This is a genomic window from Tenacibaculum ovolyticum DSM 18103 (genome assembly GCF_000430545.1).
GTDB lineage: Bacteria > Bacteroidota > Bacteroidia > Flavobacteriales > Flavobacteriaceae > Polaribacter > Polaribacter ovolyticus.
Map to the genome: position 1 here is coordinate 113,298 of NZ_AUMF01000008.1, position 13,825 is coordinate 127,122.

Annotated in this window: 12 protein-coding genes; all 12 read right to left on the reverse strand. The window is 30.6% G+C overall.

The genetic code is table 11. The features are described from left to right. Window positions 1-4: 4 nt before the first annotated feature. Genes H518_RS0100440 through H518_RS0100495 form a run of 12 tightly spaced genes read right to left on the reverse strand, consistent with a single transcriptional unit; the run spans window position 5 to window position 13,703 of the window. Complete coding sequence (locus tag H518_RS0100440; RefSeq protein ID WP_028887238.1) at window positions 5-2,722, reverse strand: hypothetical protein; 2,718 nt, start codon at window positions 2,720-2,722, stop codon at window positions 5-7. After that, on the reverse strand, window positions 2,710-5,892 hold the full coding sequence (locus H518_RS0100445; protein ID WP_028887239.1) for a baseplate J/gp47 family protein: 3,183 nt from the start codon (window positions 5,890-5,892) through the stop codon (window positions 2,710-2,712). The genes H518_RS0100440 and H518_RS0100445 overlap by 13 nt, the downstream gene beginning before the upstream one ends. 6 nt (window positions 5,893-5,898) lie before the next feature. Beyond that, window positions 5,899-6,312 (reverse strand): GPW/gp25 family protein, encoded by a 414-nt coding sequence (locus H518_RS0100450; protein WP_028887240.1) that lies wholly within the window; start codon window positions 6,310-6,312, stop codon window positions 5,899-5,901. A 6-nt stretch (window positions 6,313-6,318) separates the two neighbouring features. After that, window positions 6,319-6,609 carry a PAAR domain-containing protein gene (locus H518_RS0100455; RefSeq protein WP_028887241.1) on the reverse strand — a complete coding sequence of 97 codons (291 nt, stop codon included), beginning with the start codon at window positions 6,607-6,609 and terminating at the stop codon, window positions 6,319-6,321. A 4-nt stretch (window positions 6,610-6,613) separates the two neighbouring features. Then, window positions 6,614-8,359, reverse strand: coding sequence for a type VI secretion system tip protein VgrG (vgrG, locus tag H518_RS0100460; protein WP_028887242.1), 1,746 nt, complete (start codon window positions 8,357-8,359; stop codon window positions 6,614-6,616). Further along, window positions 8,360-9,046, reverse strand: coding sequence for a CIS tube protein (locus tag H518_RS0100465; protein WP_028887243.1), 687 nt, complete (start codon window positions 9,044-9,046; stop codon window positions 8,360-8,362). Then, entirely contained in the window at window positions 9,046-9,207 is a 162-nt protein-coding gene (locus H518_RS21255) for a DUF5908 family protein (protein WP_169720511.1), read from the reverse strand. The genes H518_RS0100465 and H518_RS21255 overlap by 1 nt, the downstream gene beginning before the upstream one ends. A 2-nt stretch (window positions 9,208-9,209) precedes the next feature. Then, window positions 9,210-9,650, reverse strand: a complete 441-nt coding sequence (locus tag H518_RS0100475) for a phage tail protein (RefSeq protein WP_028887244.1) — start codon at window positions 9,648-9,650, stop codon at window positions 9,210-9,212. Next, entirely contained in the window at window positions 9,650-10,096 is a 447-nt protein-coding gene (locus H518_RS0100480; RefSeq protein WP_028887245.1) for a phage tail protein, read from the reverse strand. The genes H518_RS0100475 and H518_RS0100480 overlap by 1 nt, the downstream gene beginning before the upstream one ends. 44 nt (window positions 10,097-10,140) lie before the next feature. Then, a complete protein-coding gene (locus tag H518_RS0100485; protein WP_231891912.1) occupies window positions 10,141-12,036 on the reverse strand; it encodes a phage tail sheath family protein in 1,896 nt (631 codons plus the stop codon). 21 nt (window positions 12,037-12,057) lie between these two features. After that, the gene (locus tag H518_RS0100490) at window positions 12,058-13,128 is read right to left on the reverse strand and encodes a hypothetical protein (protein WP_028887247.1); all 1,071 of its coding nucleotides are present in this window, start codon (window positions 13,126-13,128) and stop codon (window positions 12,058-12,060) included. Continuing rightward, on the reverse strand, window positions 13,128-13,703 hold the full coding sequence (locus H518_RS0100495; RefSeq protein WP_028887248.1) for a DUF4255 domain-containing protein: 576 nt from the start codon (window positions 13,701-13,703) through the stop codon (window positions 13,128-13,130). Before H518_RS0100495 ends, H518_RS0100490 begins: the two co-directional genes overlap by 1 nt. Window positions 13,704-13,825 lie beyond the last annotated feature (122 nt).

Here is a 13,825-nt window from a genome sequence, read left to right on the forward strand (position 1 = left end):
ATTTTTATGTCTTTATTATTTTCTTTTCTGTATCTATACTTCCTATACTCGATTGCCCTAAAATTATCCTTCCATCTAAAGCTTCATCTTCTGCACTACAATCTGTTAATCTTCCCGCGGGATAAATCGTATTTAATTCATGCATTGCAGTCATTAAATTTTGCAGCTCATTATTTACTACAGGTTGCTTTTGTTCTAACACAGTTTTAGCAAACAGGTATTCTTTATACCTTTTTTCGAACCTCAACAAATCATTTTCATTTTTATTTGCAACTTCTTTCCTATCTCCTACCCAACATATTCTTGGTAGTATATGTGCGGGTAATTCTTGCCTTATTACATCTTCCATATAGCGCCTAAAATCAGGGTTTGAAAAACGATACGTATATCCTGGTAATACAATACTTACTCTATATGAATATGGATCTATAGTTCCGCAATCTTCACAATCATCTGCGCAAATAGGTAAAAAATTTTCTGAATAGTTATTAGTAACATCTGGTCGTAATAGCATGTGTTCTACCAAAAACATTCCTTCTTCTGTAAACTCTTTTTTCATAAAAGTGATTGTTTTTAACAATGCATCTTTTAAATCATTAAGAGTAGTGTAATACGTGTATTGCTTAGCTATAATATAATCAGGACTACTTTCTTTTTTTTCAAGATTAATAACATCAAAAGAGTATTTTACTGGAATTGATGGTTTTGATGGAGTTGATTTATGTATTCTTATAAATCCTATAATTGTTTCGTCTTTAATATTGTTTTTAAAAGCTTCTTCTATTTCGTTTTCACTTGTTTGTACAATTTGAAGTACCGCAAAGTATAATTCTCTTGTAGCAAGTGCTACTTTTGGGTAATTTTCTGTTGCCGATAACACAATATTTCCATCATTATCTTTTAATCTCCATCTGTATACTTTTTTGTTTTCGCTATCTAATAAATCGTATACTTCAACATTTGCTTCTGTTAAATGTCTTCTTTTCTCATTTGTAATACCCATTAAACGAGCTATACGCTTCTGAAAACCAGAAACATTATTGGTATCCCATAAATTCTCTTCAGATTCTTTATAGTTAAATGCGAGCCCTCTATTACTACTAATTACTTTGTAATCTTTTAAAAATGCTTCTTTATTTGATAATACAATTTCATCGGTAGCAGTTCCGTACAATGCTTTCATTAAAAAGGTATATTCTCCAAATCTTTCGGCAAAACGGGCTAATAAATGATCTAAAATGGAATTCCTCCTTTCAATATTATTATCAAATTGACTTAATAATAATTTTGTTAGCTCTGTATCGTTTGATTCAGGATATTCATTTACAATATCTTTAAAGTCTTTAATATCTTTAACAGCTTGTGTAAAGTAGGTTCGCTTTTCTTGTCCGCTAACAGATAATAATGTTTTTACTTCTGATAAGTGTTTGAAATAAGTTGCTAAAATTTGATCAAAAAAAGTTAAGTATCCTTTTAATTGTTTTGCTTTTGATTTTCGTTCGTTTGTAACATGAACCGACAATCCTTCTTGACCAATTCCATAAGTATCTGGAAAATCATTTTGAATAGTAGTATATTCATTGGTGTTTATTTCATTCCCTTCAGGTAATGATATATCCTTCTCTTCTTCTTTTATTTCTTGAACTTCATCTTTTTTTATTTGTAGTAAATATGTATCTGCTCTATCGTAGTTTAAATTTAGCGGCAGAAATCCTTTACTAAAATTAAAAGTTCTCTTATCGCATAATACTGGTTTTTTACCTTCATCTATACAAACTACCCATTTATTATCTTGTGTTATCGTTTTATCACAAAACCCTACAGATATATCTTTAATCAATTTTACACCTTTAACATTCATTATAATTTTCATAATGTCCGATAAACGTACTTCTTTTCTTAGCGTTGCTTCTTTAAGTTCTTTGGTATCAATAAATCCGTTTTTTAATACAGGCCCATCAAATATCTCATCGGTAGTGTACTTTTTGTCTAGCATTTGCTTAACAGAATAACGTTTTAAAGAGGGTGATAAATAATTTTCTATCTCAAATAAAATAGTAGCATATATCCATTCTTCATCTGCTTCGGGCATAACATCTATATTAGCACAAATGGCGATTGGTTGTTCTTCTACTTGCTTTACTTCAATTAAATCTTCACATAAATTTCGATTCTTGTGATATGCTTTTTTAATATCAGAAAATACCTCTTCACTACAATCCTCCTCAAGATCTACCAATAAAGTGTACAGTCCTTTTAATTTAAAATCTTTTTGAAACTCAGGTAGAATGTTATTAAACTTTTTATAAGCAAGCTTATTATTTTTACAATCTACATATACTTGTTTTTCATAAATTATTAACCAGCAGTTTTTTACTCCATCTATGTCAATAAATAATTTTCTATAATCTAGCTCATTTACTGGTTTTGATGGAAAGATTTCAGAGGCTTTATAAAACTGCGCTTGTAATGATAAATCTGGTTCTTTAGATGCTAACAAATCCTCTAAAGGTGTATTCATTCGCATTCCTAAATCGGTAATTGCATAACACAGCATCTCTAAAATGGTTACTCCTGGATCATGCGAATTAAAGTCAGTCCATAACTTACCTCCTAGATTTTCTAGGTATGAGATTCCTTCTTTTCTTAAAAAAGAAAAATCTAAATCATCATTTGTTGTTATATTTTTAGGAATATTTATGGGTTTATTTATAACTGACATATCTGTTCTATAACTTTTTTAGTTCCTTTACAGGTAGTTAATACTGTGCTTACCGTATGTGTTTTTGCGGATACTATTATTGATTTTGGATTGCTAGGCATTATTTTATAAATGTTAGCATCTCCATTCATTTTTACATTTTGTAAATAATCTACATAGGGTAGTTTTTCTATATAATCAATCAATATGCTTTTATGTAATGCAATACCAAAGGTTACTTCTTTTGTCTCATCGTAAGCCCATGGTGACAAAAATTTTGTGATGTCTGATTTTAATTGTTCTGTATAAAAATTATCATCAAAACCTTCATAAAAACTAGCTTCTAAACCAATACTTATTTCTTCATAATTCGGATTCATTACTTCAGCATTTACATGCAAAGTGTTTAATGAGTTTATATACTTGGTTATATTATTTAGAGTTGCTTTGCTTACTCTTGGCTGATAAATATCAAATACATTTTTATTTACGGTATCTGGCACTACTACAATTGTAACGTGTCCTGCTGCTGTAAAACTTGCTTTTGAAGTGTGATTTAAACATTTTACCTTATAAATTTCTGGAAATTTCTGAAGAATTAAATGCTCGTAATCCCAAAGTGTTATTGCCCTGTTTTTATGACGCAAACGTTCGCTAATTCTTCGGTAAAAATTATCATCAGATTCTTCAGCGTTTCCTCCAAAGGCATTGTAGGGTTGTGATAATGATTTAATTTGTGGTATACGAGTTACCATTTTTTTTATAGTATCGCTGGCTAGTCCGTTTTTTAAATGACTTACTTCATTATCATTATTTTTAAAGGTAGCAACAACAGCTTGTGCATGAATATTAATAACTTTACATACTGCATCAAATGATTTATTCATTTGAGCTTTTATCCAAATATATCCTGCTGGTAGTAATGTATTATCTATACTAGCCTCTTTTGGTATAGAAAACTTGATAATTCCTGATTTTAAGAAATTATCTGTATTATTAGAAATAATATCGTTTTCAAGACTTTTCCATTTATTTTTACATAAAATAGACCAGTTTACTTTTTCATTTTCTTTAAAACTTTCGACTTCCGGGTTTTCACTTCCTTCAAGGACTTGAATTAATAAAGACAGATTTTGCTGAGGTTCGAGGTTTTCTATTCCTAAAAATAAATGTCCTCCTAAACAGTATTTTGGCACTAAAAAAGTTTGAATAGTATCTTTATCAAAAATATCTATGATGTTCTTTTCTGTTTGTAAGTATTTTTTTTCTGCGTAATTTTCTTCATGTTCTCCGAATGGATGATTATGAAAGAGTTGAATGCGATTATCATCTCTATTTACCCCAGACATCAAAATAGTTTCTTCAGCAACATAATCAACAGTTAATGTTTCCACCAAAGGTGTGTATGCTTCGTTTGGAAGATTTATATTTTTATCTCCCGAACTAACAGCCAAGGCATATAAACGAGCATATAATCCATGTAAAAAAGACTGTTCTAATGTTAATTGTAAAGCTCCTGCTTTGTCAACTTCATAAGTACTACTTGAATTTACAGCTGTGTAATTCCCTGTATAAAAAACTTCTTCAGTATCTCCATCCTCAACAACGTGTCTGGTAAATAAATTTACAACTTCTCCAACGGTTTCTTTTGTTTCTCCCGCTACATGTAACATTCTATTCTTTACTTCGAAATATTTTTCATCAGCAATTAATAAACTTCTATCATCTATATCTTTTGTAAGTTCGATTGCGTATGTAGAGATTGAAGAGTAGCTTGTTGATTTTAAATATGCCTGATACCAAATTTTAAAATCTTCAGGAACATTTTTCCAACGTAAATTAACCGTAAAATCTTTCCATTTTTTAGAAAAAGCTTCTTCATAATTTACACTAAAATTAGAACCTTCGATAGGGCGAGTTGTAAAAGGGTGAAAAGGTTTTTTAGTTTTTATGAGCCCGTTATCATTTTCAACTTTTAATGATTTAACTCCTTTAACAACTGTTTTTATGGTAATCTCATTTACAGTGTTACTTGCTAAAAATCTATAAAAATTATATCCAGTATCATTAGAAACATCAAAAATAAAACGAACTAATGGATGTGTTGTTTTGTATTTTTTTAAGAGAAATTCTTCTTTATAACTTACTACTGCATCTGAATCATACCCTAACAAAAATGTAAAACTTATTTGATTTGTAACTTCTAAATTACCATCATTAGCGTTGTTAATTGCTATTAAAGTAGGTTCAATCCACTTTTCTTCTCCACTTCCGTACAGTTTTAAATTTTCAATAAGTGTATCAACTTTAAAAGATTCTTTTTCAAAATCAGCATCAAACTTAATAGTTATTGTTACTGTTCTTTCTCCTTCTTGAAGTAATAACATAGGTGAAGCAATGCAAAAACCTACTTCTGCATCTTGTAATTCATCTACATTTTTTCCGTTAGAAGGATATCCGAAAGGGTACCAATACGGATCATCAGCAAGAAGTGGTTCTTCTAGACCATCTTTTGTATTCGCTACATGACTTCCTTTTATCTTTTTTAAATCATCAGAATTGTTATTATAAATAGTTTTTATAGCTGCTATTGAAGCTTTATTTACAATTAACTCTTCGTTCGTTTTATAGTTTAAAGGTTTTCCTAAAGCATCTTTTTTTGCATCTAGTAAAGTATCCTCTTTAATTTGTTGATTGGTAATTTTTTTGGCTAATTCAAAAATTACATGAGCTTGATCTGAAATTGCTTCTTTCTTATCAACTTGAAGAATTTCTTTATAATAAAAATCTAAATGACGCTTGGTTAATTTATTAAATCGCTCTTTTGAAAACTCTAACAGTTTTAAAAAACAAACAAATAAGGTTAAATGCGGAGAAAGTTTAGCTTCTTTTGTAAAATCGTTAAGTGTTTTAGCGATATCTTCTTTTAGTTTCCCATATTCTCGTGTACCTCTAAATGGAATTTTCGATGTTGTTAGTTTTTTAAAAAAAAGCTGCCAATCACTAGAAGCGACCTCATGGTTTTCTTTAGAGAAATAATTTAATTTTTCTGCAAAACTATATGCAAATAAAATCCAATCTTCTATAGTAAAATCGTGAAGCTCGAAATTTTCAGGATCTAATGCATCGATAGTACGTTGCTCTTGTCCTGTTCCGTTTCGTTGTAATATGTTAGGAATGATTTTACTCATGTTTTTTTAATTTATATCGGTTCCTTCTCCTTTATAAAAAGGAAACACCACATTGGTTCTACTATTCGTAGCTCTAATTCTATACTCAATTTTTATAACTAACATTCCCTCTAAAGGGTCTGTTTCTGAAACATCAATGTGAATTACATCTATTCTTGGTTCATGATATAAAATTGCAGTTGCAATCAATTCTTTTGCATAGGTTATGAGTGTTCTATCTAATCGTTCAAAGAGTAATTCTTGCAGATTACAACCATAATTAGGTAATAATACTCGTTCACCCAATCGAGTGGTTAACAATATTTCTAAACTACTTTTAATATCTTCCTCATCAGATATCATTACCACTTCATTCAAGTCTTCTGAAAACTCTGGAGGAAACCCCCATCCTATTCCTAAAAAAGCTTTTTTATTTTCCATCGTTAACTATCCTATTAATACTGTTGGTTCTCCAAGTACTATAGTGCCTCCATGTGAAGTACTATCTCCCATTCTTGCTGCTGGTACGCCGCCTATTAAAACTGTTCCTGAACCTGCAACGATACTATCTGGTGGACCAACACAAACTGCCATATCTCCAACTCTTGCTGCTGGTAAACCTCCTATTAAAACTGTAGGCTCTCCTGCTGGTAAAATTGGTCCTCCTACATGAGGTACTGGCCCTGTTGACATCGGACAAACATGCATATCTGTTATTCTTGCTGCTGGACTCCCCATATTTTTAATTTATTTGAACTAATGAGCCTTTTAAAACGGCTATTGCACTTGTTGACATTTCTGCCCCAGCACTACCTTCTGCTTTAAATTCTGCATTTGCTGTTAAACTTACATTCGTTCCTTCAATGGTAACATCTCCAGAAGCTTTTAAAGAAATATCCCCTGCGCTTTCCATTGCTATTCCATCACTGTTTATAGTAATTACATTTGAGTTGTCATCTTCAATAGTAATAGCTCCTTCATCTTCATCAAGAGAAATAATTTTCCCTGCTGGTGTTTCAATAGTAATTATCTTTTTATCATCATCAAATAGTACTTTCATCTCACTTCTAGTAATGATTCCTTTTTCATGATTATCATCTGTCGCAGTAATTGGTGAAGGTTTTGCACTACTATGTAACATCCCTAAAACAATGGCATCATTAGGGTCTTGATTGATAAATCCCACAATGACTTCATCTCCTATTTCTGGGCGAAAGAAAATCCCCCTATTTTCTCCTGCATCTGGTGAAGCAACTCTACACCAAATACCTTCTTCTTCATTGTTAATGATTGGAATTTGCACTAAAATTCTATCCTCTCCATCAGGATCTTCTTCTAATTGAGAAACAATACCTACCTGTAATCCTTGAATGGCAGGTAATAACCCAGAAGCTGGTTTTGCAGAGATTTCAAAAGTTTCAGAAAACCATTCTGTTGACAATCCAAATTGTGCATTTGATACCCAGTTTCCTTCTGAAATAACATGTTGAACACCTGTTACATAAACATTGCCATTAAATCGGTCCCCAACTCCTTCTAATTTTAAAATGGTATTGGGTTTTACTGATGGTATTCCTTGAAACTTTACTCTACCTCTTACTTTTGCTAGTTGCTGAAATAACCATTTTGCATCCGCCCAGTCTTGTAATTCGGTATCAGTAACAACACCTCCATGTCTTAATTCTAAACTTTCTAAACCTATCGTTTTGTTTAAATCTGAAACTGATAAATTTCCATTTAAATCAACATTTGGATCTTTCCCTTCTATTTCAACTAATTCTTGATCTGCATGATTCCAACTATATGCTGCTACTTTTTTAATTTGATGACGAGCATCTATTTCTGCATCAAAATCTAATAAAGAACCTCCAAAGGTTACCGTTTCTATTTCTGATTGCTCAACATCTGGTTTTGCAATGGTAATCGTTCCATCATCTATAAAGCATAATTTCCCATTAGCTTGCGCTCTTGAAACTAGAAAATCCCAATCTGATGCGTTATACTGAACTAATTCAGGGTGAGCATGATTTGTTGATTCAACATCTTTAGATAATCCATATTCGCCTATAATTTCTTCAAAAATGTCGCTATCTGTACTTTCGTAGAAGTATTTACTCTTTCTACCTATCGTCATCTTTACAGCTTCATCTTTACATTCAATAACCAATTGTGCTGAATGCGCTCGTATTCTTAAATTGTGTTTGATAACAATTCCTTTAAAAATAGTTTCTTCATCTGAATGATAACCAGCAGTAATTTCAACTTCTTTTCCTGGAATTAATAAATCTTCATTACTTAATTTAAAATCTCTTTTAGAAGCATCTCCATCAATCAAAACAATTTGAGCTGTTGGTATTTTGTTTACTTCTTTAGAAACAGTAATACTTTTAACTTCATATAGTTTTGATAACTCCTCTCCTTCAATAAGGATTTTAAAAGTGGTTAAATCGGCACTTTTTGAAGTTTTTATGGTTCCTGTGCTATTCATTTAGGCGAATTTTTGTAATGGTGGAAAAAATATTTCTTGTCCTGGTTTTAATTTTCTGAATTGCATTATTTTGTTTACACGAGCTACTTCTAAATAATAATTAGAATCCCCATAAATACGATAACACATTAATGGTAAAGTGTCTCCTGCTTTTACTTTACGATAGTGTGTTAAATCTGGCGATTGATTATTTTCTTTTGCTACTCGTAAATCATCATCAATAGTTCCTTTTACTTTTAGCTTTGCATTAGCTCTCAACGGAGTTCCGTCAGAAGCAAACAATCTATATTCTATTGAAAGATCAACTAAAGAGCCTTTAAAAAGTAAAGCTCCCCACTTAATCATTAAGTAATTGGGTTTATGTTCTTCTCCTTTATATTCAAAAACAATTCTCTTAAAGGCTTCTATTTTATCAATGATTCCGTTTGTTGAATCACCTTTTCCGTCAATTACTCCGCTACTGTCAAATAATAAATCTAAATCTAGTTCTTGAGGCGGAATTTTTGTAAACTTTGGTTGTGATCCACTTGTTCCTTGTCCCTGAACTTCAGTATACTCTGGCTTGTATGCCACCATATATTTTTCAGGGTTTACCAGCGTTGTAAACTCTCCATTGGCAACCTCATCATTAAACTTATCATCTTTATAAGCTTTTATAACTAGTTTTTTTAGTGCTCCTTGACTCATTATCGTTGTTTTTGTCTTTCAAGAATGTCCATTACTTCTTCAACACAAGTGGCTACTATAGCGGCTGTATTATTACTAGATACTCCACTAGTTTGCCCTTGTTTTTCAGACTTTTCATCTACATTTATTTTAATATGTAATTCTTTAATAGTAATTGGCATAATTAAACGACTTTAAAATAATTATAGGTTAACTCAAGAGTTTCTATTACTAGTTTACTTTCTTCAGCATTAAAATCACCAACATTCCATTTTACAGGGTATGCGTGAACAATATTCCAAGTTTGAATGGCTTGTTTATCTTCTCCAAGCAACATTACATTTATATTTACTGGTTGAATTTCAAAGTTTTCTAATGCTTTTTTACACCATTTTATAACTTCAGAATTTACCAATGCTCCCCTTTTTAAAACTAAGTTTGGATATTTTGATCGTACTGGTATTTTATGCTTAAACCTGTTTTCTCCTCCTTCCGCAATTTCTTCAGTTTCGAGGTCTACTGAAAGCCCCGAAACTGATTGAAATGAGTTATCTCCTTCTGATGATGAAATCGTTTCAAACTCTACTTTAAAACTAAAGCCTACTGGTGGATGGTAACTAGTCATTAACTTATCATTGTTAATTTTTCATGAACCCATTCAGCAGTTTCAATTGCTATTTCATTACCATCAGCTTTTAAATCTGTTGGTGTTACTTTTGTGATGTAAGCATTTTGAGCTTTCCATGTTACCGATGGGTCTCCGTTTTCATCTAATAAACTAATGGTTAAATCTCCTCTAAACTGTGCTCCTCCTTCTTGAAAGTAAACTGTTTTTGCCCATTGTTCGTAAAACCGCTTACTTTTATCAGCAAATACACCACTCTTTACTGTAATATTAGGGTACTCGAATAGCCCTGGTTGTTTAGATTTATGATATTCACTATCTGCTCCTCCACGATATTCAATCATTTTATTTTCAAAAGTCAATCCCGATACTTCGGTGCAATTAAACTTTGTGTCTCCAAAAGCTACCTCAAAGGAAAACTTTGGAAGTGGATATAATTCTGCCATGATTTTTTATTTTATAATTTGTTAAGTTTTATTTAGCGTATTAATTATGCTTCTTGCATTTTATGTGAGAATTTTAAAATGATAAATTCTGCAGGACGAACAACAGCCATTCCTATTTCAATAATCATATTTCCTTCTAAAATATCTTGCGCTGTCATTGTTTCTCCTAAACCAATGTTTACGTAAAAAGCTTTTTCTGGTGTTGGTCCTGCTAATGCTCCTGACCTCCATTGTAGTGTTAAAAAATTATCAATCATTGCTTTTACACGAATCCAAGTATTTTTATCATTTGGTTCAAAAACAAATTGCTCAGTAGCTTTTTTAATTGACTCTTCTGCCATATTAAAAAAACGTCTTACAGGTACATACCTCCATTCATTATCATTTCCTGCAAGAGTTCTTGCTCCCCATACTAAATTTCCTTTCCCTACAAAAGTTCTAATTGCATTTATAGATTTACCTGCAATTTCATCAACATTTAAACCTTGTTGTTCTTCATGAGATACTTGAATAGTTGGCTCTACAACATAATTTAAACTTACATTTGCTGGCGCTTTCCATACTCCTCTATTAGAATCAACCGCAGCATAAATCCCTGCTATTGTTGAACTTGGAGGTAGTACTAATGGTAATCGTCCAATTTCAGCTCTTATCTGATTATATAAACGATCGTTAGTATTTTTAAGATCTCTAAGAATAGTAGTTGTTGAAGGAAAAACACCTGCATTAGCATTTAAAGCTGTAATTAATAAACTTAACTCTCCAGGAGTAATAAGAGTATCTAAAGCAGTTTTTAAATTATCAATTTCTAAAACATTTGCATCAATTTCATTTTTAATTTTAGTCGCTGTATCATCATCATTTAATCTATCTTTTGCTTTATTAAAATCAAGAATTACATCATCTAAAATATTTGTAATCCAAGTATCTAAAGCATTTGATTCTGTTACTACGCTAGCATTTTTTCGTGAAATTGCCAAAGCTGTTTCTAAACTAGTTTTAATTGAGTTTACATAGTTTATCACATTATCTATAGACGCCTTTACTATAGGTGTATATCCTGCCGCTGATACTGCATCTGTAACGTTAGCATCAGTATCTGCTTTTAAAGTATTTAATGCTATTTTTAAATCATTAAATTTAGCAGTATCAATATCATCTGAAACAGATTGTACTTGTGCTTCTAAATCTTCTTGAGTAGTAGATTTTTCTACGACCAAAATTTGTGATTCATCATATGCATAATCTAGAATTGTTTTTAAAAACGGATAATATGCTGCTCCATATTTAACTTCGTTCTTAATACTAGAAATTTTGTTTCTTAAATCTTCTACAGGAGTAGGTGATTGTGATTCATCATCATGCTCTGAATCAATAATTACAAAACGATCTTTTAATTTTAAACATTGCTTTAAAGCATCATTATACAAACCATAAAAGCTATCAACGTCTCCTAAGTTTGTAGCATCTGGAAATACAATTAATGTAGCCTCATCAATTTTCTCTATAGCATCTAAACCAGCTTTTAATTTTGGTTGTTCGATAATAGAAACTTTTGCATCAGCATCATCAATAATATTTCCATATCTTCCTACTGAAACAATATAACATGGTCCTCCTCCATTTGCAAAGAACATTTGCATTCCATAATACATAAGAAATGGAGACCTATCGTTTTTAGAAGGTCCTTCTGCAAAGATTTCTCCATTAACTACAGATACTTTAATTCCAGTTTCATTTTTAGGTTTTCCAAAATAACTTTCATACTCTAACATTGAAGTAATACGAGTCGGTTTACCTTTTAGATCTCCTATTGCTTTTTTTGTAGCCTTTTCTGTATATCCAATAAAGGCTGGAATTGCTGTTTCTACTTGAGCTACTGACGGTGGAAATTTTACAATTTCTTCAATGTAGACTCCTGGTGTTTTGTAAGCTGACATAATTATTAATTTTAGTTTTTGTTATATAAATATTTCTGAATAGTAATCTTGATTATTAGAATCTAGCGTAATACTTTCTGCTGTTGGGTTTGGAAAAAAAACGGGGGTTATAGGTTGAGGTGCTACATCTGTTTTACTAATTTCTACTTTACCATTTTTGGTTAAAGGTTGTTTAGTATTTGTAATCATCTTTAAACTTTTTGATATTTGGTTATATCTCCAAAAAGTTTTTCTATTTTCTATATATATCTGAAAAGTTGGTGCTTCTTTTAGTAAACAGTTTTTATTGATATCAAAATTGTTCGTTTCAATATTTTTTACCATTATATTTTCAGTTAAATTCGAATTATTATCACCTGAAACTTTTAACCTAACAACACCAATAATCCCTTTATTTTTAAGTTTTTTTATACTTGAATCTAAATTTTCTATTATTTCAGATTCGTCAATATTTAATAAAATATTATTATCTATTTTAGTTTCAATAGCATTTATCTTATCTGAATCTATATCAGCAATTGTTACTCTTTTTGGTGTAATACTGTTTGCTTCATTTTCTTTTTCCAATTCATATACCAATCTTCTAGATTCTCTTTCTGTTATTAAGAAAGAACTCCATTCTTCAATGTTTCCATTAGAATCAAAAACATTCGTAGCTGTTGTTGAAATATTAGATAAATTATAAAGCTGATTGCTTTTCTTTTTTATAATGTCTGTATAATTTTCAAAATACCTGTCTGTTACTCTAACAAAAAAAGTAAGTATTAAATCATTTGGCAATTCAATAAATGGACAATATCTTTCTATTTCACTACCATCCTCTTTTGCTATTTCTTTTTGTGATGTTGCAAGAATTCTTATTCCTTTTGAATCATCCCTAACCATTAACCTATAATTCTTTATTACACTTAAAGTAGTTCTTGTAGGTATTATTTCTAAAAAATTAATACTCTTATAAACCTTTTCTGCCTCTTCTTTTTCTTTATCATTTAACTCATTCGTAAGATTATTTGGGTTATGATATTTTTTAATTCCACTATCAAGAAAATAAGCGTGTAATAGGTTTATATTTAAAAGTGTTTTATAGATCATTAGTTATTGATTGTTGCGTTTTTATTCATCTCAGAAATAACAGTTCCTTCTTTTGTTACTGCATCTCTTTCAATTTCTAATAATGTTATTTTATAAAGTACTGATGGGTTTTGTTTTCCTCCTAAAGTTCCCCATATAAAGTTTAACTCTTCAAAACTTGGCGTATAGAGTTCTGTAATAAACTTAAAACTCTTAATGTTCTCAGACCCTTCAACTTTATCGTAATTACTATTTGCTTGCGTGAAGACTTTTTTACCTTGAAAAAAAGCGATTATTTTTGCAAGACTTTTTAATGATTCTGTATAAGTAGATTTGTTAAGGCTAAAGAGTACAAATAAGTTTAAATAAATTTTTGGGTTTTTATAAGAAACTGAAGTTCCTCTTACCGAATTATTACGTGTATTTTTTAAAGCAAATTCTTCTTGAAGATTAATTAACGACAATGATATTTCAGGAAAACTACCCGATGAATTTCCTTCTGAATTAGCATCAGCTATATTTGCCAACGCTACTTCATTTCCTTCAAGATAATCATTTAACTCTTCTGTAATAATCTGTAGTATTTCGTAAATCACTTATAGTTATTGTTGGTTATATTAACTGTAATTCGAATAAATTGAATTCGAATACATTGTAAAATTAACCGTAACAACTCAAAAAAGCAGCAATGAAAATCTCCTTTAAATAAGTTCTTTTC

Excerpts from the sequence above, each read along its gene's own strand:
- H518_RS0100440 (WP_028887238.1), bottom strand. The coding sequence starts at position 2,722 with ATGTCAGTTATAAATAAACCCATAAATATTCCTAAAAATATAACAACA.
- H518_RS0100445 (WP_028887239.1), bottom strand. The coding sequence starts at position 5,892 with ATGAGTAAAATCATTCCTAACATATTACAACGAAACGGAACAGGACAA.
- H518_RS0100450 (WP_028887240.1), bottom strand. The coding sequence starts at position 6,312 with ATGGAAAATAAAAAAGCTTTTTTAGGAATAGGATGGGGGTTTCCTCCA.
- H518_RS0100455 (WP_028887241.1), bottom strand. The coding sequence starts at position 6,609 with ATGGGGAGTCCAGCAGCAAGAATAACAGATATGCATGTTTGTCCGATG.
- vgrG (WP_028887242.1), bottom strand. The coding sequence starts at position 8,359 with ATGAATAGCACAGGAACCATAAAAACTTCAAAAAGTGCCGATTTAACC.
- H518_RS0100465 (WP_028887243.1), bottom strand. The coding sequence starts at position 9,046 with ATGAGTCAAGGAGCACTAAAAAAACTAGTTATAAAAGCTTATAAAGAT.
- H518_RS21255 (WP_169720511.1), bottom strand. The coding sequence starts at position 9,207 with ATGCCAATTACTATTAAAGAATTACATATTAAAATAAATGTAGATGAA.
- H518_RS0100475 (WP_028887244.1), bottom strand. The coding sequence starts at position 9,650 with ATGACTAGTTACCATCCACCAGTAGGCTTTAGTTTTAAAGTAGAGTTT.
- H518_RS0100480 (WP_028887245.1), bottom strand. The coding sequence starts at position 10,096 with ATGGCAGAATTATATCCACTTCCAAAGTTTTCCTTTGAGGTAGCTTTT.
- H518_RS0100485 (WP_231891912.1), bottom strand. The coding sequence starts at position 12,036 with ATGTCAGCTTACAAAACACCAGGAGTCTACATTGAAGAAATTGTAAAA.
- H518_RS0100490 (WP_028887247.1), bottom strand. The coding sequence starts at position 13,128 with ATGATCTATAAAACACTTTTAAATATAAACCTATTACACGCTTATTTT.